This window comes from Vibrio sp. Vf1514, assembly GCF_052076135.1.
Lineage (GTDB): Bacteria > Pseudomonadota > Gammaproteobacteria > Enterobacterales > Vibrionaceae > Vibrio > Vibrio furnissii.
In genome coordinates this window covers 947,299-969,075 of sequence record NZ_CP197267.1, presented here as the reverse complement: position 1 = coordinate 969,075, position 21,777 = coordinate 947,299, and the positions used below count along the sequence as shown (strand labels likewise).

Annotated in this window: 20 protein-coding genes and 1 tRNA gene; 9 read left to right on the top strand and 12 right to left on the bottom strand. The window is 49.1% G+C overall.

Translation table 11 applies throughout. From position 1 onward, the window contains the following. Positions 1-42: 42 nt before the first annotated feature. The 5 genes from ACS18Q_RS04540 to ACS18Q_RS04520 all read left to right on the top strand — a co-directional run bounded on the left by ACS18Q_RS04540 (position 43) and on the right by ACS18Q_RS04520 (position 7,086). Entirely contained in the window at positions 43-1,329 is a 1,287-nt protein-coding gene (locus tag ACS18Q_RS04540; RefSeq protein ID WP_441257449.1) for a hypothetical protein, read from the top strand. A 3-nt stretch (positions 1,330-1,332) separates the two neighbouring features. Beyond that, a complete protein-coding gene (locus ACS18Q_RS04535; protein WP_441257448.1) occupies positions 1,333-2,658 on the top strand; it encodes an MATE family Na+-driven efflux transporter in 1,326 nt (441 codons plus the stop codon). 140 nt (positions 2,659-2,798) lie between these two features. After that, entirely contained in the window at positions 2,799-4,289 is a 1,491-nt protein-coding gene (locus ACS18Q_RS04530) for an N-6 DNA methylase (RefSeq protein ID WP_441257447.1), read from the top strand. After that, complete coding sequence (locus ACS18Q_RS04525) at positions 4,289-6,085, top strand: restriction endonuclease subunit S (protein ID WP_441257446.1); 1,797 nt, start codon at positions 4,289-4,291, stop codon at positions 6,083-6,085. Before ACS18Q_RS04530 ends, ACS18Q_RS04525 begins: the two co-directional genes overlap by 1 nt. 2 nt (positions 6,086-6,087) lie before the next feature. Beyond that, positions 6,088-7,086 (top strand): hypothetical protein, encoded by a 999-nt coding sequence (locus ACS18Q_RS04520; protein ID WP_441257445.1) that lies wholly within the window; start codon positions 6,088-6,090, stop codon positions 7,084-7,086. Between the two features lie 125 nt (positions 7,087-7,211). Here ACS18Q_RS04520 and ACS18Q_RS04515 read toward each other — a convergent pair. Then, positions 7,212-7,288: transfer RNA gene (locus ACS18Q_RS04515), tRNA-Arg, on the bottom strand. Between the two features lie 201 nt (positions 7,289-7,489). On the opposite strand from ACS18Q_RS04515, the gene folD reads away from it, so the two are divergent. Further along, entirely contained in the window at positions 7,490-8,350 is an 861-nt protein-coding gene (gene folD, locus ACS18Q_RS04510; RefSeq protein WP_055466290.1) for a bifunctional methylenetetrahydrofolate dehydrogenase/methenyltetrahydrofolate cyclohydrolase FolD, read from the top strand. Positions 8,351-8,432: 82 nt separating this feature from the next. Here folD and ACS18Q_RS04505 read toward each other — a convergent pair whose 3' ends face one another. The 4 genes from ACS18Q_RS04505 to ACS18Q_RS04490 form a co-directional block, all read right to left on the bottom strand. Next, the gene (locus tag ACS18Q_RS04505) at positions 8,433-9,638 is read right to left on the bottom strand and encodes a NupC/NupG family nucleoside CNT transporter (protein WP_014205438.1); all 1,206 of its coding nucleotides are present in this window, start codon (positions 9,636-9,638) and stop codon (positions 8,433-8,435) included. A gap of 209 nt (positions 9,639-9,847) precedes the next feature. Further along, on the bottom strand, positions 9,848-10,795 hold the full coding sequence (locus tag ACS18Q_RS04500; RefSeq protein ID WP_014205439.1) for a LysR family transcriptional regulator: 948 nt from the start codon (positions 10,793-10,795) through the stop codon (positions 9,848-9,850). 151 nt (positions 10,796-10,946) lie between these two features. Beyond that, entirely contained in the window at positions 10,947-11,918 is a 972-nt protein-coding gene (locus ACS18Q_RS04495; RefSeq protein WP_441257444.1) for a lytic murein transglycosylase, read from the bottom strand. Between the two features lie 25 nt (positions 11,919-11,943). After that, on the bottom strand, positions 11,944-12,222 hold the full coding sequence (locus tag ACS18Q_RS04490) for a YcgL domain-containing protein (protein WP_004726577.1): 279 nt from the start codon (positions 12,220-12,222) through the stop codon (positions 11,944-11,946). Between the two features lie 201 nt (positions 12,223-12,423). Between ACS18Q_RS04490 and minC the strand changes: the two genes are divergently transcribed. The 3 genes from minC to minE are packed head-to-tail and all read left to right on the top strand — an operon-like array spanning position 12,424 to position 14,190. After that, a complete protein-coding gene (minC, locus tag ACS18Q_RS04485) occupies positions 12,424-13,086 on the top strand; it encodes a septum site-determining protein MinC (protein WP_038151349.1) in 663 nt (220 codons plus the stop codon). A 21-nt stretch (positions 13,087-13,107) separates the two neighbouring features. Then, positions 13,108-13,920: a septum site-determining protein MinD gene (minD, locus tag ACS18Q_RS04480; protein ID WP_004726579.1), complete on the top strand. Its 813-nt coding sequence runs from the start codon at positions 13,108-13,110 to the stop codon at positions 13,918-13,920. Positions 13,921-13,926: 6 nt separating this feature from the next. Then, entirely contained in the window at positions 13,927-14,190 is a 264-nt protein-coding gene (gene minE, locus ACS18Q_RS04475) for a cell division topological specificity factor MinE (RefSeq protein ID WP_004726580.1), read from the top strand. A gap of 52 nt (positions 14,191-14,242) precedes the next feature. Here the strand turns inward: minE and ACS18Q_RS04470 are convergent, their stop codons facing one another. The 7 genes from ACS18Q_RS04470 to tsaB form a co-directional block, all read right to left on the bottom strand. Next, the gene (locus tag ACS18Q_RS04470; RefSeq protein WP_441257443.1) at positions 14,243-16,090 is read right to left on the bottom strand and encodes a M3 family metallopeptidase; all 1,848 of its coding nucleotides are present in this window, start codon (positions 16,088-16,090) and stop codon (positions 14,243-14,245) included. 165 nt (positions 16,091-16,255) lie between these two features. Then, positions 16,256-17,371 carry a ribonuclease D gene (gene rnd / locus ACS18Q_RS04465; RefSeq protein WP_014205442.1) on the bottom strand — a complete coding sequence of 372 codons (1,116 nt, stop codon included), beginning with the start codon at positions 17,369-17,371 and terminating at the stop codon, positions 16,256-16,258. Between the two features lie 105 nt (positions 17,372-17,476). After that, positions 17,477-19,174, bottom strand: coding sequence for a long-chain-fatty-acid--CoA ligase FadD (gene fadD, locus ACS18Q_RS04460; protein ID WP_441257442.1), 1,698 nt, complete (start codon positions 19,172-19,174; stop codon positions 17,477-17,479). A 104-nt stretch (positions 19,175-19,278) separates the two neighbouring features. Next, positions 19,279-20,136, bottom strand: coding sequence for an alpha/beta fold hydrolase (locus tag ACS18Q_RS04455; RefSeq protein WP_441257441.1), 858 nt, complete (start codon positions 20,134-20,136; stop codon positions 19,279-19,281). Further along, a complete protein-coding gene (locus tag ACS18Q_RS04450) occupies positions 20,136-20,693 on the bottom strand; it encodes a Slp family lipoprotein (RefSeq protein ID WP_441257440.1) in 558 nt (185 codons plus the stop codon). The genes ACS18Q_RS04455 and ACS18Q_RS04450 overlap by 1 nt, the downstream gene beginning before the upstream one ends. A gap of 17 nt (positions 20,694-20,710) precedes the next feature. Next, the gene (locus ACS18Q_RS04445) at positions 20,711-21,010 is read right to left on the bottom strand and encodes a chromosome partitioning protein ParA (RefSeq protein ID WP_441257439.1); all 300 of its coding nucleotides are present in this window, start codon (positions 21,008-21,010) and stop codon (positions 20,711-20,713) included. Positions 21,011-21,069: 59 nt separating this feature from the next. Continuing rightward, entirely contained in the window at positions 21,070-21,771 is a 702-nt protein-coding gene (tsaB, locus tag ACS18Q_RS04440; protein ID WP_441257438.1) for a tRNA (adenosine(37)-N6)-threonylcarbamoyltransferase complex dimerization subunit type 1 TsaB, read from the bottom strand. Between the last annotated feature and the right edge of the window lie 6 nt (positions 21,772-21,777).

Below are 21,777 nucleotides of genomic sequence, written 5' to 3'. Positions count from 1 at the left end.
AAGCTAGGGATTCTTTAGCTTGGTTAACGACACCAAGTCACAATGCATATCTATATTTTTGGTAACCTAAATTCAGGCAAAACAACCTTAAGCCAACAAATACAAAGACGTTTGCCTGAGTTCCCTTATTTATCTTTAGATGAGTATCGAATTCGCTTTGGCGATGGAACCGAGCAAGGTGAGCAACTTGCTTGCGAATACTTCCTTGCAGCGGTTAAGCAACAGGAAAACGCGATTGTTGAATTTACTGGATACGGTCAAACAGCGAACCTTCTCACCAATCAATTAGATAGGAAAACAGGTATATCAATCTGTTGCACTAGAGATATTGAGCAGAGCATCAATTCAATTGACGACGAGAAATACTCAGAAACCCCTTACCCATCGTCCTACAAAAAACTGCAAGCTGTTGATGAAGCTATTATATTTTTGAAAGATAAAGTCATGCCGACAGCACTAGAAACTCACTGGCAAAGACAGATTTGGCAGTCTTACTGTTTTGACTTTTCTGATAACTTTGATGCCTTCTGGGCGGCCTTTCCATTATCTCAACACACTTGGGTCAGTAAGCTGAATAAAGTATTGAGCACAGATACAAGCGCATCTACAGCGCTACTTTACGGAAGCTTGGGGGCTAATCAGTTAACAAAGCGCTCTGATATCGATTTATTTATTCAGTCATCGATTTCTGTTTATGGGTGGCATGAAAAACTCCTCAGATTGTTCGGTGAACAATTGACGCATACCGATATTTTGGGGTCGAAAATCACGCTTAGAACACAAGACCGTTTGCTGATAGAAATCGTTGTAGGCCAATCGCTGTCCGACATTTCTCTTTATTATCGTGAATCACAAATCTACAACGTTCACTTCACTATTTTAAAGGGTGAGTTTGGCTTGGCAGAACAGTTAGACGCCGTTACCAAAGCACACACTAGCGAGCAAAAGCAAGCCACAGAGTTGGCTGCTCAGGTTTACTTTTTATTCTGCTCCTTACCGAATCTTATCGCTAACAATGACAGTTACAAGTACCACTTTCACTGCGCTATCATTCAGCATTATTGCGTTCAGCTAGAACATTTATTACTAAGTGAGTTTAAACACAACTACCTTCCCAAACATGCCGCCACCACATTGATTGATTTCCCATGGCAAGCATTTGAGTGCTCAGCAACTCATATTATTACAGAGCAATATGTTGAACTTTATCAGTACCTCATCACACTGTTCGAAAAGCTTAGAACAAAACAACTGATCGAAAGTAATGGCTATTTTTCTATGGAGAGTCGCTTTCTCCACGAGATCCCTAGTGAAGATTACAAGGCTTAAAAATTGAAACATCATCAAATAAAAACAATCAACTACCAACTGTGGCTAGTGCTGATCCTGACAAGCTTAATACCATTAATCTACTCAACGACACGAATCCATTTCTTGGGCAGCATCCCTAGCCCCTGGACTTTTAGTATTGCAGCACAAGTTGCATGGCTCAATGTAGGATATGAAGTCCTCAGCGAAGCATTACTCATCCCTTTAGCATTTATTCTAGGCAGAGTGATTCATCGGAATGAAGCTTTTCGCGACCGAGCCAGCCTATCTCTTTTGGTTACCTTAGTTTGCTACTTTGTGGCGACCTTAATGGTTTTGTGGCTAGCCCCGAACTTTGTTGATGCGATGCAGCAACAGGCTGAATTATTGACCCAAACGATCCAATACATTCGATTGGAATCTGCCGCTATTCTACTTTCCAGCGTCTATGCTTTTTTGTCTTTGGTTCTCGTGCTAAAAAATGAACGCAAGGCGTTGTATGGACTTCTAGTAGTACAAACGCTCATGACAATCCTTTGTGACAGCGTCTTTGTTAGTCAATTCGCCTACTCCCTCCAGTTAGGCGTGAATGGTATTGCGCTGAGTAATATCGTGGTCAACAGTCTTCTCGCGCTGTTTGCCCTAATTTATTTATCTAAATCAGGGATCACGCTGAGCTTCAAGTTTTCTAGAAGAGAGCAATCGCAGTGGCTTAAAGAATGGGCAAAGATTGGATGGAAGTCAGGGCTTGAGTCGCTCGTTCGTAATACTGCCTTTATTGTCATGATTCTTCAGCTTATCAACCAAGTACAACAAGCGGGAACGTTCTGGGTTGCGAATCAATTCATTTGGGGTTGGTTACTCCTTCCCGTTTTGACATTAGGACAACTGGTCAAGCAAGATGCCGCGACCAATGATGGATTAACATCTGAGCGAGTCAATAGCTACCTTTGGATCACGTTAGGAATCGTTGCTGTTTGGATGATCACCGCACCGCTTTGGAACAGCTTTATCGCCAATGTCATGGGGATAGAGAACCCAGAATCAATCACCAGTCTAGTTTGGCTAATGGTTGCGTTCTATGTCATTTTCAGCTTAAACAATGTCATCGACAGTTACTTTTATGGTATTGGACGCACGGATTTAATGCTGTATCAATCACTTATCGTAAACACCTTGTTTTACGGTTGTGCCTTTGTGCTTTATCAAATCGGTGTCTTTGTCCCTACGCTTGAACGAATCGCCATAATGTTCGGCTTGGGCATTACTGCTGATGCGTTCATCACTTGGGTGTTGTACCTTGCCTTAAGGAGCAAAGTGAACATGAATCAACAATCCGTAAGCCATTAATTTATATAGTTCTCATAGATATAAATGCCCACTAACCTCCATCGTTATTGGGCACCGCCTCTCCCCTTTTCAGTACTCACACTGACGTAGCAATGCTATAATCTGCCCCAATTTTTTCAGTCAGTTAGTAGTAGAACTTTATGTCAATCAGTTCAGTGATCAAGTCTATTCAAGACATCATGCGTAAAGATGCAGGTGTGGATGGTGACGCGCAGCGTTTAGGCCAAATGTCGTGGCTTTTATTCCTAAAAGTGTTTGATGCTCAAGAAGAAGAGTTAGAGTTTGAGCAGGATGATTACCGCGAACCCATCACAGCAAAATACTTATGGCGAAACTGGGCGGCAGATAACCAAGGCATTACAGGTGATGAACTGCTGGAATTCGTCAATGATGACCTATTCCCTGGTTTAAAAAACCTAACTGCACCGAAAGACACCAATCCTCGTGGTTTTGTGGTGAAAGAAGCCTTTAGTGATGCTTTCAACTACATGAAAAATGGCACACTGCTGCGCCAAGTGATTAACAAGCTCAACGAGATCGACTTTACTGACTCTAAAGAACGCCACCTGTTCGGTGACATCTACGAGCAAATCCTCCGTGACCTACAAAGCGCAGGTAATGCGGGTGAGTTCTACACCCCTCGCGCGGTGACTCGTTTTATCGTCAACAGACTGGATCCAAAGCTAGGCGAACAAATTATGGATCCCGCCTGCGGTACGGGCGGTTTCTTGGCTTGCGCGTTCGATCACGTCAAAGAGAACTACGTGACCAGCGCAGCCGACCACCAAACTCTGCAAAAGCAAATCCATGGTGTAGAGAAGAAACAACTGCCACATTTGCTGTGTATCACCAATATGATGCTCCACGGCATCGAAGTCCCTGTGCAGATCAAGCACGGCAACACGCTTAACAAGCCCCTTTCAAACTGGGACAGCAATATCAATGTGATTGCAACTAACCCACCGTTTGGCGGCACAGAAGAAGACGGGATTGAAAAGAACTTCCCAGCCGAAATGCAGACTCGTGAAACGGCTGACCTTTTTTTGCAACTTATTGTCGAAGTATTGGATAAAGAGGGTCGCGCTGGTGTGGTATTACCTGATGGCACCTTGTTTGGTGAAGGTGTAAAAACCAAAATCAAAAAGATGCTAACGGAAGAGTGTAACCTGCACACGATTGTTCGCTTACCTAATGGCGTGTTCAACCCATACACGGGTATTAAGACCAACATTCTGTTCTTTACCAAAGGCCAGCCGACCAAAGAAGTGTGGTTCTATGAGCACCCTTACCCAGAAGGCGTGAAGAACTACAGCAAAACCAAACCGATGAAGTTTGAGGAGTTCCAGCAAGAGATCGATTGGTGGGGGAACGAGGCTGACGGGTTTGCTAACCGCATCGAGACCAAGCAAGCTTGGAAAGTGTCGATTGAAGATATTATCGAGCGCAACTTTAACCTTGATATTAAAAACCCGTATCAAGATGAAGTCGTTAGCCATGATCCTGAAGAGTTACTGGCGAGCTATCAGCAGCAGCAACAAGATATAAAAGCACTGCGTGACCAACTGAAAGGCATTCTCGGTGATGCGCTTAGCTCTACCATTCAAGGTAAAAAGCAAGATGGAGAGCAATAATGGCTGTGGACCAATCTCCTATGAATAAGTTAATTACCGAACATATTGATATTTGGACTTCAACAGTAAAGACCAGATCGACCTCTGGTCGTGGTAGCAGCAAGAAACTGGAGCTATACGGTGTTAAGAAGCTGCGTGAGCTAATTTTAGAGTTAGCTGTGCGAGGAAAGCTTGTTCCTCAAGATCCTAATGACGAGCCTGCTTCAGTGTTGCTTGAACGCATTGCGGCTGAAAAAGCACTGTTGGTGAAAGAGAAAAAGATCAAAAATCCAAAGCAATTACCTGCTATTAGTGAAAGCGAAATAATCGAAGGATTACCCAAATCGTGGGAACTTGTTCGAATCGGGTATATGTCAATCTTGGAGAATGGTGATCGTAGCAAAAACTATCCAAATAAATCAGTACTTGTTGAATCAGGCATACCATTTGTAAATGCAGGGCATCTCGTAAATAGTCGTATTAACGAAGCTGAGATGACTTACATTACTCAAGAGCGATTCGACTTACTTAGAGCTGGTAAATTTAATGATGGTGACATTCTGTTCTGCTTGAGAGGTTCACTAGGGAAATGCGCTATTGTTGAGAACTTTGGAATAGGTGCTATTGCATCTTCTTTAGTTATAGTAAAACCAGAAAAGAGCGTTATTCCAGAGTATCTTCTGAAGTTTTTCGAGTCGCCATTATCTCTATCAAATATCAGAAAATATGACAATGGTACTGCTCAACCGAACTTGTCAGCATCAGACTTAGCTAAGTTTGTTATTCCTCTACCTCCGCTAACCGAGCAACACCGCATCGTCGCCAAAGTCGATGAGCTAATGACGCTCTGTGATCAGTTAGAGCAACAAACCGAAGCCAGTATCGAAGCGCATCAAGTGCTGGTAACAACTCTGTTGGACACACTCACCAACTCTGCCGATGCTAACGAGTTAATGCAAAACTGGGCGCGAATCAGTGAGCATTTCGATACCTTATTCACTACTGAAGAAAGCATCGACCAGCTCAAGCAAACCATTCTACAACTGGCGGTGATGGGTAAGCTGGTTCCACAAGATCCAAGTGATGAACCTGCTGCTGAGTTACTGAAAAGAATTGCGGAAGAAAAAGCGCAGCTAGTCAAAGAGAAGAAAATTAAAAAGGAAAAATCGCTACCACCGATTTCTGAAGATGAAAAGCCGTTTGAACTGCCGAATGGGTGGGAGTGGTGTCGATTAGGGGACTTGGAACTAAGCTCGGAAGCGGGATGGAGTCCGAAATGTTTGGACACACCCAGATCTGAAGATAACTGGGGGGTTCTTAAAGTTAGCGCAGTAACTTGGAACCAGTATAATCCTATGGAAAACAAAGAACTACCAAACTCTCTTGCACCACGAGAACACCTTGAGGTTCAAGATGGCGATTTCCTTATTTCACGAGCAAACACCGCTGATTTAGTAGCAAAAGCAGTTATTGTGCCTAACGATTCGCCTACGCACCTAATGATGAGTGATAAAATAATTCGCTTTCGGTTTTCAGATAAAGTTAGCAGCCATTACATTAATTTATTCAACAACTCCCAATTTGCTCGAAATTACTATTCACAAGTAGCTGGCGGCACCAGTAGCTCAATGAAAAATGTATCAAGAGAGCAAATTAAGAACTTATTGATTTGCCTTCCTCCAGTTGCAACTCAAACAGCAATTATTGATATCGTGGGTTGTTTTTTCGATATATGCGAGCAATTAAAGCAAAAGGTTCAAGAAAACCAAATCACTCAATTTCAACTTACCGATGCAATTGTTGAACAAGCAGTATAACCATGAGCCTATACAATATCGCCAATAAAAACCTCACCGCACTGACACCGACTACTTTTGCAGCCGAAGGGCTGCAAGAGCGGCACGATTTACAAGAAGCGCTGAAAGGCTGTATTGATGCCATCGCGCCTGATTGTTTGGTGATATCAGAAGAGTTTTCAGACTGGGAAGACAGCCGTCGCCGTATCGACCTATTAGCTATCGACAAAAATGCCAACTTAGTCGTCATCGAGCTAAAACGGGATGAAATCGGTGCGCACATGGAACTGCAAGCGCTGCGCTATGCCGCAATGATCTCTACCATGACGTTCGACAAAGCTTGTGACTACTATGCCCAGTACCTAAAGAAAGAAGGCCAAGAGATTGAGGCCCGCGAAGCCATTCTGGAGTTTGTCGATCTCGATGAAAACAGCTTGGATGACTTTGGTAACGATGTTCGAATCGTTTTAGCCTCAGCAGACTTCGGTAAAGAACTCACCACTTCTGTCTTGTGGTTGCGTGACAAAGGCATCGATATCAGTTGTGTGCGCCTCACGCCCTATCGCTACAAAGAAGATGTACTGATCAATGCTGAGCAGATCATCCCTGTACCCGAGGTAGAAGAGTACCAGGTGAAGTTCCGCGAGAAGCGTGCCGAGCAGCGCACAAGCGTTCAAAAAGGCGATAAAGATTACTCAGAGTATCGCTATAACGGCCATACCTATAAAAAGCGTCACCTCGCGCTCGCGTTAGTCACTGACTGGATTGAGAAGCATCAGCCACAAAGCTTAAATGATGTACTCAACGCATTTAACGAGCCAGTAAGACGACGCATTGCCATCCTAGCGGATGATATACCTCAAGGTAGAATTCGCCGTTTCCACAGCGATGAAGACGCGCTAATTACGTTGCCTAACGACGAGGTGATAGCCATTACCAACCAGTGGAGCCTCAGCAATATCACTCGATTGATTCACTTTGCAGAGCAAAGTGGCATGGTTGTAGAAAAAGTTAGTCGATGATACCTGCATGAGAAACTAATGGTGCGGATCAGTGTGTGTTTGAAAAGAGGCGGCTAGCCGACTATAAATCCTCAAAACGACAAAGGCCTGACAACTTCATAAGCTGTCAGGCCTTATAGAATAAATGGCACGCCCTGTAGGATTCGAACCTACGACCACATCCTTAGAAGGGACGTGCTCTATCCAGCTGAGCTAAGGGCGCGCTACAGGGACAGGATTATACGAGTTAGAAAGGTGAAATCAACGGCTTTGTCTAACATTATGTTTCAAATGAGCAAAATTTTGTCACTCAATCAATATGTGCTGAAAAACAGAACAAAGCAAACGTTTGCTTATAGATGTTCTTCAAAATATCTGCGACAATGCGCGCAAAAATTTTCACTACGAATGTGTAAGGAAAGTCATGACTGCTCAAAATATTGATGGAACACTCATTTCACAGACAGTACGTTCCGAAGTTGCGGCCCGTGTTAAGGCGCGCACTCAAGCAGGACTGCGTGCGCCTGGTCTGGCTGTGGTTTTAGTGGGTGAAGACCCCGCGTCTCAAGTGTATGTAGGCAGCAAACGCCGCGCTTGTGAGGAAGTCGGATTTGTGTCGAAGTCGTTTGACTTACCCGCCACTGCAACCGAAGAAGAACTGTTAACGCTGGTCGAACAGTTGAACAATGATCCTGAAATCGACGGTATTCTGGTTCAGTTGCCGCTGCCTGCGGGCATCGATTCAACACACGTGTTAGAGCGCATCATTCCCGAAAAAGACGTCGACGGTTTCCACCCATACAACGTGGGTCGTTTGGCGCAGCGCATTCCCAAACTGCGCTCTTGCACACCGAAAGGCATCATCACACTGCTGGATCGTTACAACATTCCACTGCGCGGCAAACACGCGGTCATCGTGGGTGCTTCCAACATTGTCGGTCGCCCGATGACACTGGAACTGTTACTGGCCGGTTGCACCACCACCACCTGTCACCGTTTCACCAAAGATCTCGAACACCACGTTCGTCAAGCCGATGTGCTGGTGGTTGCAGTAGGTAAACCGAACTTCATTCCTGGCGCGTGGATTAAAGAAGGCGCCGTGGTGATCGATGTCGGCATTAACCGTCTTGATACCGGTAAACTGATTGGTGACGTGGAATACGATGTAGCGCGCACGCGCGCCAGCTTCATCACCCCGGTTCCGGGCGGAGTTGGCCCAATGACCGTTGCCAGCCTGATCGAAAACACCATGTTGGCCTGTGAGCAATACCACACCCAAAAGTGATGTCGTTTCTTCAGCGGTAAATGCACAGAACCCCAGCCAAGGCTGGGGTTCTTTTTTATCGGGCGTCGAATAACGCTTGCGATTACAGCGACAAAATCACACCGGCAATCGACGCACTCATCAGGTTGGCCAGAACGCCAGCGGCAATGGCACGAAAACCGTATTTTGAGATAAAGCTGCGGCGCTCAGGCACCAAGCTGCCCAGACCACCAATCAGAATCGCCATGCTGGAAATGTTGGCAAAACCACACAAGGCAAAAGTGACGATCGCTTGTGAGTGAGCGCTCAATTGCGATTGCACGTCCATCAGTTGGATGAAGGCCACAAACTCGTTGACCACGATCTTATTGCCGATCAGAGAACCTGCCGTGATGGCTTCGTTCCATGGAATACCAATCAGCCACGCCAGTGGGGCGAACAGGTAACCCAGAATCAGTTGGAAGCTCAGTTCGATACCAAACAGGCCACCGACCCAACCCAGCATGCCGTTGAGCAGCGCAATCACACTGACAAACGCCAGCAGCGTTCCGCCCACAGCGACCGCGATACGAACCCCCGACATCGCGCCATCAGCCACCGCTTCCACCACGTTGGTCGCTTTTGGCAGATCCAGCTCGTTGGTATCCACGTGCACATCAACAGTGCCTTGCTCTGGTACCAGCAACTTGGCCATCAATAAGCCCGCAGGCGCAGACATAAACGCCGCCGCGATCAGGTAGCTCAAATCCACACCCAGTGAGGCATAGCCCACCAGCGTACCGCCCGCAACCGATGCCAAACCACAGGTCATCACTGCGAAGAATTGTGAATCACTCATCTGCTTCAGGTACGGTTTAACCACCAGCGGCGCTTCGACCATGCCCACAAAGATGTTGGCAGTTGCAGACAGCGACTCCGCACGGCCAGTGCCCAGCAGCTTTTGAATGCCACCGCCAATCAGGTTGATCACTTTCGGCATCAAGCCAATGTGGTACAAGCCCGAGATCAGGGCGGAGAAGAACACGATGATGCCCAGCACGTTCACAGCGAACACAAAACCGACGCTGCCGGTCGCAAGGCCACCAAAAATAAACGCAATGCCTTCCTGGCCGTAGTTGATCAGATTCGACACACTTTCCGTCACGGTATGCAGTACTTCTTTGCCCGCTGGCACATACAGCACCAACAGCGCAAAAATCACTTGCAGCGCAAATGCCCCCGCAACCGTACGCAGATTAATATTTTTTCTATCTGTAGAAAGTAGCCAAGCAATCACCAAGATTGCCACAACACCAATGAGAGAAGACATAACGCCATCCAAATAAAAGGGAAACCGGAAAGGCGTCGGATTGTATAGCAGGAAAACGTGTGCGCAACTCGAGTTTGTTAATTGCGTGTGTTCAGAAAAGAGGAGAAATGAGCGTGAAGATTAACTCATTGATTTTACGTTTATTAAACGTTTGCTTTTACCTTGTTTTTCCATATGGAAAAAATGTTTTGAGACCGAGAAATAATCGCTCACAACATCGGCAAGCGAACATACGGTTCCAGTTTCGTATCCCAATAACACGGTTCGCCAATTTTCTGCTTGAGGAATTCAATCACCGCTGAGGTTTTCTTCGGGAGATGCTGCCGACTTGGATACACCGCATAAAATGGCATGTTTTGACTCGCTTGCCAGTCCGGCAACAGTTGAATCAGTTTACCCGTACGAAATTCATCGCGGATGAGGTAAGTCGCCAAATACGCAATCCCCCACCCAGACACCGCTGCATCACGCACCGCTTCAGCCAAATCGACTGAATAGTTGCCGGAAACTTTGATGCTCAACTGCTGCTCACGGTTACGAAATGCCCAGCGTGTGTAGTCTCGATCCCAACTGCGATAGATCAAGCAATTGTGATCCAACAGATCGTTGGGTAATTGCGGCGTCGAATGATGCAGTAGGTAATCTGGCGACGCTGCCACGACAAATTTGCACTCCGCAAGTCGCTGAGCAATATAACCTTCCGGCAGGTGTTCATTGCTGGTGATCCACAAATCGAGCCCTTCGCTCAACATGTCAATCTTGTAGTCGAACAGGTGCACTTCAACCTGCAAATTCGGATACTGCTGACGCAGCTCTTCCAGCGCAGGCAGCACATGCAGCGAGCCAAATGATTGAGACAAGCCCAGCCGCAGCAGCCCCGAAACTTCTTCGCGCTGGTTCACCAGTTCGTTGTCCGCATCGCTCACCAGCGCTACCAACTGCTCACAATGGCGGTAGAAAGACTCCCCCGCTTCGGTGACGGTAAAACTGCGCGTCGTACGCTGCACCAGTTTAATCCCCACCGACGCTTCCAGTTGCGCCAGTTGCTTACTGACGTGCGACACCGACACGCCCAAATTGCGCGCCGCTGCCGTAAAGCTCTGATGTTTGATTAACGCGGCGAACATCACCATCTGACTGGCTCGGTCGGCTAACACGGCAACTCCTGTTGTGGCTTGCAACACCGAACAGCGCGATGTTGGGAACGGGCTGAAAGCAAAACGCATTCAGTCATAAGTAATCAGTCATAACTAATCAGCGATAAGTAATCGGTAATTAGCAATAAGGGCTCTCGCGAGCCCTTTGAGGTTAAAACTTGATGCGGTCCGCTAAATGGCTCACCGCGAGCGCAAAGTAATACGAGCGGTTCCACTTCATCAGGACATTGTAGTTGTTGTACACCAGATAAATACGACCACTTTCATCATCCGGCATGATCAGCCACGCTTTCACGTCTTCATCGAGTTTCGGCAGAGGCTTACCGTCATAACGTGTGATGCCCAGTTTGCTCCACTCTTGCAAGAACTTGCCTTTTTCAGCCTGACGGCCTTCCAGTGTGTGATCAAACCCTTTGGGAATTTTCACTTGGCGTCCCCACGTGTACTTATCATCCCAGCCGGATTGGCTGAGGTAGTTCGCGGTTGACGCAAAAACGTCTTCTTTGCTGCCCCAGATGTCTTTCTTGCCATCGCCATCACCATCAGCGGCGAACGCTAAAAACGAACTCGGCATGAATTGACATTGCCCCATCGCGCCAGCCCATGAGCCTTTCATGTCCTCGGCATTGATGTGGCCTTGTTGCAGGATCTGCAAAGCAGCCATGGTTTCTTTGCGGAAGAACTCTTCACGGCGACCTTCATACGCCATGGTTGATAAGGCATCAATCACCTTGTAACGCCCCATGTGCGCACCAAAGTTACTTTCTACCCCCCACAGCGCGACAATAAAGCGCGGCTGCACGCCGTACGCCTTGCCAATGCGTTGCAGTTCATCGTAATGCTTTTCGTACAGTGCTTGCGCTTGGTTCACTTTCCACGCAGGCACGGCACGTGGAATGTATTCATCCAAGGTCAGCTTTTTCTCTGGCTGATTGCGGTCAGCCACCACCGCACGAGGTTTAAATTGCACATCGTGAAACGCGTCACTCAATATTTGCTCAGAAATGCCTTCCTGACGCGCTTGCTGTTTGAGGCCTTCGACGTATTGTTCGAAGCTTAAATCGTTCGCCAATACCGGTGCGGAAAGTGTGAATCCCAGAATCACTGACAATAATTTTTTCAAGATGCCCTCCCCGAGTCATCCTTGCTCAGGATTTGCGCTGAGCCTTTTCTTCTTTGTATTTTTCTAACAAATTCTCTGGTGGTGGTGGCAGTTGCAAGAAGAAGCCTTGCTCTTGCAGCGACGCTTTCACTTTATCCACATTCACCTGCGCGAGCTGACGTTTTTCGAGGTTCACCAGCATCACGAACACAGGTTTACCGAACATCTGCATCAGAGTGTCAGGGACCTGTGAAAAATCGTCGCGTTTCGGGATGTAGAGATAGGTACCGTCTTTCTTAGAACTTTTGTAGATAGAACAAAGCATGAGAAGCCTTTTGTTGTCTTGAACCCGCGTCGCGGCTGAATTTGTCTATAAATGATCAACTTTTGATAAAATTGAGTCTAAATCACTCATTTGACCGCAAGATGACTTGCTGCGTCTAGGCGCTGAATATAACATGACTTCCCTAGTCTCGGGCAACGCTCTTTCCTATGTAGCCAAGAGTTTATTGAGGTCAACGTTACGATGTCTAATACACCTGACCTAAAAGGTAGTAGCTTTACTTTGTCAGTTTTGCACCTTTCTGACAACCAAATCGCCAACACGGTCGAATTTCTGAAACAGAAAGTGGCGCAAGCCCCGGCGTTCTTCGCCAACGCACCGGTGGTGATCAATATTTCGAAAGTGGATGGCGACATCGACTTTCTCGCCCTCAAACATGGCATTAGCGACGCGGGTTTGATCCCGGTCGGTGTCACGGGCTGCAAAGATAAACGCTGTCAGTCGTTGGCGTCGGAAGCCGGTTTTGCCGTGATGACCGCCAGCAACAACCCAGCGAAAGCGCCGGCAAAAATGGCGCCAACAACCATCGTCCGTACGCCCATTCGCTCCGGACAGCAGGTGTACGCCAAAGATGGCGATTTAGTGATCCTCAATCACGTGAGCCCCGGTGCTGAAGTGATTGCCGATGGCTCGATTCATATTCATGGCACACTGCGCGGCCGAGCGATTGCCGGCGCCAGTGGTCAAAAAGAAGCAAGAATTATCTGTCATGATTTACAAGCTGAGCTGGTGTCCATCGCGGGTAACTACTGGCTGAGTGAACAGATTGAAAGTGAGTTCTGGCAGAAGAAAGTGATGCTCAGCATGACTGAAGAGTCACTCCATTTTGAACTACTCACCATTTAAAATTCGAAAGGAAATTATTAAATGACACGCATCATTGTCGTTACGTCAGGAAAAGGCGGCGTCGGTAAAACGACCTCCAGCGCAGCCATTGCGTCAGGCTTAGCACTCAAGGGCAAGAAAACTGCGGTGATCGATTTCGATATCGGTCTGCGTAACTTGGATCTCATCATGGGCTGTGAACGCCGCGTGGTGTATGACTTCGTTAACGTTATCAACGGTGAAGCCACCTTAAACCAAGCGCTGATCAAAGATAAACGCAACGAAAACCTGTTCATTCTTCCCGCCTCTCAGACCCGCGACAAAGACGCGCTGACCAAAGATGGCGTGCAGCGTGTGCTCAATGAACTCAAAGCAATGGACTTTGAATTCATCATCTGCGATTCACCCGCAGGCATCGAGCAAGGTGCACTGATGGCGCTGTACTACGCCGATGAAGCGATTGTGACCACCAACCCTGAAGTCTCGTCTGTGCGTGACTCTGACCGCATTCTGGGCATTCTGGATTCGAAATCACTGCGTGCAGAACAAGGGTTAGAGCCCGTCAAACAGCACCTACTGCTGACACGTTACAGCCCAGCGCGTGTGACACAAGGTGACATGCTGAGCGTGGAAGACGTCGAAGAAATTCTACACGTGCCACTGTTGGGTGTGATTCCAGAAAGCCAAGCGGTGCTGAATGCGTCGAACAAAGGCGTACCGGTGATCTTTGACGACCAATCCGATGCAGGCCAAGCTTACGACGACACGGTCGAGCGTTTGCTGGGGCAAACTGTTGAGTTTCGTTTCCTGACCGAAGTGAAAAAAGGCATCTTTAAACGACTTTTTGGGGGCTAAAGCACAATGTCATTACTTGAATTTTTCCGACCACAAAAGAAAACTTCAGCCAGTCTTGCCAAAGAGCGTTTGCAAATCATTGTCGCTGAACGTCGCAGCCAGAACGATCCAGCGCCGACGTATCTGCCTCAGTTGAAAGAAGACATTCTGAAAGTGATCGCCAAATATGTCGCGATTGATCCGAGCATGGTTGAGCTCTCCTTTGAACACAAAGATGACGACATCTCTGTGCTGGAGCTGAACGTCAAGCTACCGGATGACGAAAAGTAAAAAAAGAGCCGACTGAGTCGGCTCTTTTTCATTGTGAGACGGCGTCATTTCGTTAACAGCCGTAGTGCTCAGCAATATATGACTCAAACTGCGCGCACATCTGTTCGTCGGACACCACGTTGCTCGCCAGCTCTTGCGCGCCATCCACGACGCGAATCGTCGCATTGAGTGACGCGACAGGTGCTTGCTGACGCGCAGACAACCCTTCAATTTTCTTGAGCTGACTTTGCCACGCTTGCTCGGCAGATTGATTACACATGTCGGCCAGATACTTGGCGTTAAAGCCTTCCCCTGTAAGACGAATGATCGTCTCGTTGTGCGACACTTGGTTGCCATCATGCCAATAGTGCTGCGCCAATAGCGGACCGATATGCGGGTTGTCGGTTAAGTAACCGAATTGATCCAAGAAATACGCGCGGGTCTGGTAAACCGCCATGTGTGCCAACAAGTAACCGTGATACGCACATGCCGATTCGTCCGACAACAAGTGGGGAATCGCCAGCAGCGGACGCGGACTGCACGCCAAACCAATAATACGTTGCTCCGTCTCACGCATCAGCGCCGTAATGCGCGCTGGCGTCAGCGCCTCATCCGGCAATTGATACAGCGCGCGTTCAAAGTACGGCACCAACAAAATGCTACGCTCTTCGTACGCCTTAAATGGCTGACGGCTGTAAACCATGGCTTTGATGACCTCATCCGGCACCACTTCACCTTGAGCATTGAAGGCGTAGGTTTTCAGCCAGTCGGCATCGGTGAGCAAGCTGTCGCAGAACATCGACTGCGTTTCCGCATACGCCATTGACGTCGGGGCAAACTCCTGTGAAAAACACGGTGCATTCAGTTTCACGTTGGCAAAGTGCGCCGCGTGGCCGCCTTCGTGGAAGAGTGTATTAATACCATCGTAGCCACTGCCGACTTGGTCCGGTTTGGCGTTGCTGGTGAAATTCACTTTCGCCGCCACCCATTGACCTTGGTCGTAAAACGACGGGATCGGGCCGTGGCAGAAACCATTCGGATATTTGCCTTTGCGATCAAGCAGATCCAAGGTGAGTTCTGCACCAGAATAGTCGATATTCAAGCGGCCAAACGACTCAACCCAACGGCGTAGCGAGCGGGAAAATGGCACATACGGGTCCAAATCGCGCATCACATCGCCCGCAAATGAGAAGATGAAATTGTATCCAGTCAGCGCGCTTTCGCCTTTTTCTGCGGCCAATGCGCTCAAGCTGCGCTGATGACTGTCGCGAGTGCGCACTTCAAAATCATCCAAAATGGCAAACAGCACATCGCTGGTCATTTTCTCTTTCTTCGCCACCGAATAGTCAAAGAAAGTGCGGTAGCCCAGCGTCCGGGCAAATTCGTTGCGCATCTTCACCAATTCAATAAAGCCGTTTTGCAGCAGCCATTGCTCGAGTTCAAGCAGCGCTTGATGCGCGCTTTGACGCACCGCTTCCACATCACTGGTGCGGATGGTCGCCGCCAGCGTCACCAGAGAGGCTTCGACCGGTTCACCTTGCTCATTGGTGTAATACAGCGGGTGCTTCTGTTTTTTCTCAAACAGATCCGCTTCAAACTGAATCAGCTTGGCTTTCAGTTGCTGCGCGGCTTCCGATTCCAGCGCATGCGACTCAAACATCGCCAGCCAACCTTCCAACCCGGCCAGCGTGCTGCGTTTTTCCTGCGCGTCCGGAATGGCCTGCGCAGCGTCGATTTGGTCACGAATGGCCTGAATCTGTTCACCGGCACTGAGAAATTGTGTCCACGCTGTCTGCGCCTGAGTCGAACCGTCATGGTCATCACTGATGCCCATGTACGTGTCCCAGAAAAAGTCTTCTTTCACGCGATGAAGATGAAGATAACGATGGTTCAAATCGTTGAGATATTGCGTCGCTGTCATGGGATTCCTTATGTGACGTTGTCCATACCAGTCACGAGTATGGCATGCCTTGTTTGCGGCCAAAAATATTCAACCCGAGTCCGATTCAACACGAATGTAAACTCACATGTACTGTGATGTTTCGGCGGGAAAAAAGACAAAACCGGCCCAAGGCCGGTTTCGCAATTACACTAATTTTTCTAGCTTTTCACCGAGCAGAGGCAAACGCCAGTTTTGCATCACATCGGGTAGTTTTTCCGGATCTTTGTCTTTATTCCACACCCAGCTCAGCAGTTGGTTCAGCTGTTTTTTCGAAGCCAAAAACTCGGTCGCCAAACCTGACGATTGCGAGACATTCTTCACTTCGTCTTTGAGCTTTTTGAACAGCTGTTTGTACCCTGGGTAATCCATCAGTGGCACAATTTTTTCGGGGTAGTGTTCAGCCGGAGTTTGCAGCGCGGCTTTGACGATGTTGATCATCTTGGTGCTGTGGCGGCGAATCGCATGTGGATCGATGCCTTCTTCTTCCATGCGTTTCGGGCTGCGCAGCGCCAAACGGGCAATGGTCAGCAGATCGTTTTCACGAATCACAAAGTTGAGGGCCAAATCGCGGTTCATGGCTTCTTGATAACGCCACGTCGCCAGCGGTTTGAGGATCGCAAGCTCTTTCGGTTTCAGTTGCCACGCACCTTTGATGTCGAGATAAACCATCTCCGGATCGGTGGTGCGCGTACGTTTCTCGACTTGCAGTTCCGATTCCTGCTGCGCCGCCTCCCACCAGCCCGCTTGCGTGACTTTTTCCAGCAGTTGCTCATACATAGGCATCAGATAGAACACGTCAGCGGCAGCGTATTCAAGCTGCTTTTGCGACAGCGGACGCGCTAACCAATCGGTGCGCGACTCGCTCTTGTCCAGCTCGACATTGAGCAGATCGTGCGCCAATGCCGCAAAGCCAGTCGACAGGCCGTAGCCCAGAAATGCCGCCATGATCTGGGTGTCGACCATTGGAAATGGCACGCAACCAAAGCTGGTTTTGAACACTTCAATGTCTTCCCCACACGCGTGCAACACTTTCAACACCGAGGTGTCTTGCAGCAGCTCGACAAACGGCGTCATCTCGTCCATGGCGAGCGGGTCGATCAGGGACAGGTTTTCACCATCAAACAACTGGATCAAGCCAAGCTGCGGGTAAAACGTTCGGGTGCGGACAAATTCGGTGTCCAGCATAACTACGTCTGCGTCTCGCGCTAGGCTACACACACGTTCTAAATCGTTGAGTTGATCAATTATCTGATAATTCACAAAAGGCTCGCTTTGTATCTCCCTGATGGGCATTAACAACCCGGGGGAATAAAAAATGCCGACGGTTAAGGTCGGCATTGTAGCATCATTTTTTAGGGAAGTGCGTTACGCGCTTTTCTTCTGCTCAGCCAAAGCCGCATCATTCTCTTCGCGCAGCACGCGACGCAGAATTTTACCGACGTTGGTTTTTGGCAGGTCTTCGCGGAACTCAATCAGTTTCGGTACTTTGTAACCGGTCAGATGTTTACGACAATGCGTGATCACTTCTTCTTTCGTCAGGCTCGGGTCGCGTTTCACGATGTAGATTTTCACCACTTCGCCCGACACTTCATGCGACTGACCAATCGCGGCCACTTCCAGTACTTTGCCGTGCAGCGCCACCACGTCTTCAATCTCATTCGGGTACACGTTAAAGCCCGACACCAGAATCATGTCTTTCTTACGGTCGACGATGTAGATCATACCGTCTTCGTCAAAGCGCACGATGTCACCGGTCGACAACCAACCCTCTTCGTTGATGACTTCTTTCGTCGCTTCCGGACGTTGCCAGTAGCCCTGCATCACCTGCGGACCGCGCACTTGCAATTCGCCCGTTTGGTCGAAATTCAGCACATGGCCTTCATCATCGACGATACGCACTTCGGTCGATGGCACTGGCAAACCAATCGCGCCAGAGTAGTCGGCCAAATCGTATGGGTTACCCGTCACCAGCGGCGAACATTCGGTCAAACCGTAGCCTTCGAGCAAATGGATACCAGTGATCTTTTTCCATTTCTCCGCGACTGCACGTTGCACCGCCATACCACCGCCCACCGACAATGTCATTTTGGAGAAGTCCAGTTCATGGAAATCTTCGTTGTTCACCAGCGCGTTAAACAGCGTATTCACTCCCGTGATAGCGGTAAACTGATGTTTTTGCAGCTCTTTGATAAAGCCTGGAATATCGCGCGGGTTGGTAATCAACAGGTTGCTGCCGCCCATTTCGATAAACAGCAAGCAGTTCACGGTCAGTGCAAAGACGTGATACAGCGGTAATGCAGTTACCACCAATTCGCGGCCTTCACGCAAGACTGCGCCGTACGCCCCTTTGGCTTGTAGTACGTTCGAAACCATGTTGCGGTGCGTGAGGATGGCCCCTTTCGCGACACCTGTCGTTCCGCCGGTGTATTGCAGGAAGGCGATGTCTTCACCCGACATAAACGGTTTCACGTATTGCAAGCGGCGGCCTTTGTGTAGCGCTTTACGCATGGAAATCGCGCCCGGCAGGTCATATTTCGGCACCATGCCTTTGACGTATTTCACCACGAAATCCACCAGCGTGCCTTTCGCACGTGGCAACATTTGGCCCAAACTGGTGAGCACCACGTGCTTCACTTGGGTATTGGCCACAATCTGTTCCAAGGTGTTGGCGAAGTTGGACACAATCACGATGGCACGCACGTCGGCATCATTAAGCTGATGTTCCAATTCGCGAGGCGTGTAGAGCGGGTTCACGTTGACCGCGATCATGCCCGCACGCAGGATACCAAACAGCGCCACAGGGTATTGCAGCAGGTTTGGCATCATCAGTGCGACGCGATCGCCTTTTTTCAGTTTCAGTTCATTCTGCAGGTAAGCCGCAAACGCTCGGCTCCGCTCCTCCAGTTTACGAAACGTCATCACCGAGCCCATATTGATGAAGGCCGGTTGGTCGGCAAATTTGTGTACAGACTGTTCGAACATTTCAACCAATGACAGGTATTGGTCAGGATTAATAGTTTCCGGTACATCGCTTGGATAACGTGAGAGCCAAGGTTTATCCACGGTAATACTCCTCGTAATTGGCTGGCGTATTTTTTATCGTTATGAGTATGAACGCTATTACAGCACAGCCGACGTGCTTGAGCACGAAAGACTCAAACACTTGTTTAAATTTTGTTAACTAAGCCAAAAATTAGTTCTGCGACGCATGAAGGTTGTTCGAGGTGGCAGTGATGACCACCCGGAATGGTAAACATCTCTAGACGATCGTTCGGTGAAATGCGGCGATCGTGCTGCAAATGTTGAAAACCTTGATCCCCCAAGATAATCCGCTGCGGGCAACGTATTTCTGCCAACACGGCTTGGGCGTGTTCCCACGACATGCGATATAACGAGTCACTCTTGAGTTTGCTGTCGTGTCGCCAGCGCCATTGCTCCCCCACCAACGCGATGCCGCGCTCGACGATGGGAGCAAGCAGTTCGGCCGCAATTTGATTGGCCGCGACACGGCGCTCAAGCGCTTGTTCCAAGCTGGCGTAACCCCGTTCGGGTTTGCGTCGAATGCGTTGACGACTCATCACGCCGTGACGTAATCGTTGAACGCTGAGGGCTGGAGATTCCGCGAGTGGGCCGAAGCCTTCGATCTGAACTAATCCTGCGACTTGGTCAGGAAAGGCGGCACTATAGCAACTTGCGATCAAAGCACCAAGAGAGTGGCCGACTAACACCCGTCTGTTTGACGAAAAGTTAACCAAAAGCTGGTAAATATCGTCAATATAGTCATGAAATGGGTAAAAACTGTGGCCAGATTTGTGGTCGGAGTGACCATGACCTGGTAAATCGATTGCGCACAGATGCCAATCGGGATTCAGGCGATGAAGCTCGCGCATCACCGTTTGAAAACTCGCGGCATTATCAAGCCAACCATGGACAAAAATTAATGACGTCTCGGCGGTTTCGGCGCTGCCCATCTCCAAGGCGGCGAGACGGCCTTCCGCGATACGATAACTACGAGCTTGAAGCATTAGTTGACTTCTTGGATCACTCGGCCATTGCGAGGGTAATCATCAAAATGGCGACAATAGAAATTGCGGCATGGGAAAAGATAAGGGCCGGTGTCATCAATGACGACGCGTTCCGTCACGCGCCACAAATAATGGCCGTGCGCATTCATCACCGGAAATAACTGTTCGAAATCGCCCACTTTGCCCCGTTCAGGCTCGCCGGTGGTGCCCACCAGCGTGATCAGACGTCCCTCACCGTAAGTGACCGGATCGAGAAAGCCCTTCACATAAGCGACAAAGCGGCCTTGAGGCTCACTGGTTAAGCTGGGACGACCTGCGTTATCGACGGGTAAATTCACCACTTCCACACGGGTTTGATGGGCCAGATTAGTCACCTTGGCGATCACCCCGCCCAAACGTACTTCATGGTGTTGCGCTGGGTCGAGTTGAGTCCAGGTGGCATAGTCGGTCACCACAGCGTCACTGGTGGCTGTTAATTCCTCAGGCAGGGACGCACAGGCCGACAACAGCAAGGCTGTGAGCGCGACAAAAACCAGTTGGATTGGAGAAGTGTTCATCGTTACGTCCCATTCGATCAGATATAAATATCGACCCCAAGCATCTGAGCAAGTTCCTCTTTTCGCGCTCGGTTCATCACGTCCATGTACTCTTCGAGTGCTTTGCGTGACCGACCTTCCGGCAGATCGTACTGCAATTGCGCTCGATTGATGTCCGCCGGATCGACGTGACGAATCAAATTGGAAACAGCGGTCGCGACTTTGGTGGTTTGCGCCACCTCACTCGATCCCTTGCTTACCTCATTTTTCTTTTTCGCTTTGGAAGCCCGATGGGTATTGGGGATCCGCGAAGGAGGCAGTCCGTTAATTGAAACCATGCTGTTCCTGCTCATTGAAGGCAAGCCTTAACGCCTGCCTTTGCCTAAGATCGCCGGGATTATTCGCGGCCCGGCAGTTTTTTCCATGCCACGGTGTCACGCAAATACACCGGGCTGGCATTTTCCGCCGCCAAAGTCTCGCCATTGGCCAACGCTTGCGCCGCGAGGACAACCATATCCTGCGCTTGCGGATACAACACGCCGCTGTCTTGACGCGTCAAAGGCAGCGCTGCCAGCGCATCGCTGTATGCATCCCAGCCAGTCCCTGCCGTGCCCCACGGGGTGCTGTCGGCATCGATTTTTTCACATAGCGCTTCTGGCGCAATCACGCACTCGTCATCAATGGTCAACCAAGTGCCATCCGCCTGACGCTCGAATCGGCCCCAGTACACTTCGCTCATACGTGCATCAATCGCGGTTGCGACGCGCGTCATGCCGTGTTCACGGTAGGCGCCTTGCGCCATTGCCGCCAATGTCGAGACACCTATCATGGGTAAATCGGCACCAAACGCTAAACCTTGTGCAATTCCGATGCCAATGCGCACACCGGTGAAGCTGCCCGGTCCGCGACCAAAGGCCAATGCATCCAATTCTTGCAGCGTAACACCCGCTTCTTTCAACACCTCATCCACCATCGGCAGAATTTTCTTGGTGTGGTCGCGTGGCGCCACTTCACTGCGGCTGTATAGTGTGTCGCCCACCATTAAAGCAACCGAACAGACTTCTGTTGCGGTATCTAAGGCAAGAATTTTTGCGCTCATGAATAT

Bases quoted from the DNA above. Each gene is read 5' to 3' on its own strand.
- ACS18Q_RS04490 (WP_004726577.1), bottom strand. From the start codon at position 12,222: ATGCTTTGTTCTATCTACAAAAGTTCTAAGAAAGACGGTACCTATCTC.
- tsaB (WP_441257438.1), bottom strand. From the start codon at position 21,771: ATGAGCGCAAAAATTCTTGCCTTAGATACCGCAACAGAAGTCTGTTCG.
- ACS18Q_RS04445 (WP_441257439.1), bottom strand. From the start codon at position 21,010: ATGGTTTCAATTAACGGACTGCCTCCTTCGCGGATCCCCAATACCCAT.
- ACS18Q_RS04470 (WP_441257443.1), bottom strand. From the start codon at position 16,090: ATGACAGCGACGCAATATCTCAACGATTTGAACCATCGTTATCTTCAT.
- ACS18Q_RS04540 (WP_441257449.1), top strand. From the start codon at position 43: ATGCATATCTATATTTTTGGTAACCTAAATTCAGGCAAAACAACCTTA.
- ACS18Q_RS04525 (WP_441257446.1), top strand. From the start codon at position 4,289: ATGGCTGTGGACCAATCTCCTATGAATAAGTTAATTACCGAACATATT.
- minD (WP_004726579.1), top strand. From the start codon at position 13,108: ATGACACGCATCATTGTCGTTACGTCAGGAAAAGGCGGCGTCGGTAAA.
- ACS18Q_RS04450 (WP_441257440.1), bottom strand. From the start codon at position 20,693: ATGAACACTTCTCCAATCCAACTGGTTTTTGTCGCGCTCACAGCCTTG.
- ACS18Q_RS04530 (WP_441257447.1), top strand. From the start codon at position 2,799: ATGTCAATCAGTTCAGTGATCAAGTCTATTCAAGACATCATGCGTAAA.
- minE (WP_004726580.1), top strand. From the start codon at position 13,927: ATGTCATTACTTGAATTTTTCCGACCACAAAAGAAAACTTCAGCCAGT.
- minC (WP_038151349.1), top strand. From the start codon at position 12,424: ATGTCTAATACACCTGACCTAAAAGGTAGTAGCTTTACTTTGTCAGTT.
- ACS18Q_RS04520 (WP_441257445.1), top strand. From the start codon at position 6,088: ATGAGCCTATACAATATCGCCAATAAAAACCTCACCGCACTGACACCG.
- ACS18Q_RS04505 (WP_014205438.1), bottom strand. From the start codon at position 9,638: ATGTCTTCTCTCATTGGTGTTGTGGCAATCTTGGTGATTGCTTGGCTA.
- ACS18Q_RS04455 (WP_441257441.1), bottom strand. From the start codon at position 20,136: ATGCTTCAAGCTCGTAGTTATCGTATCGCGGAAGGCCGTCTCGCCGCC.
- folD (WP_055466290.1), top strand. From the start codon at position 7,490: ATGACTGCTCAAAATATTGATGGAACACTCATTTCACAGACAGTACGT.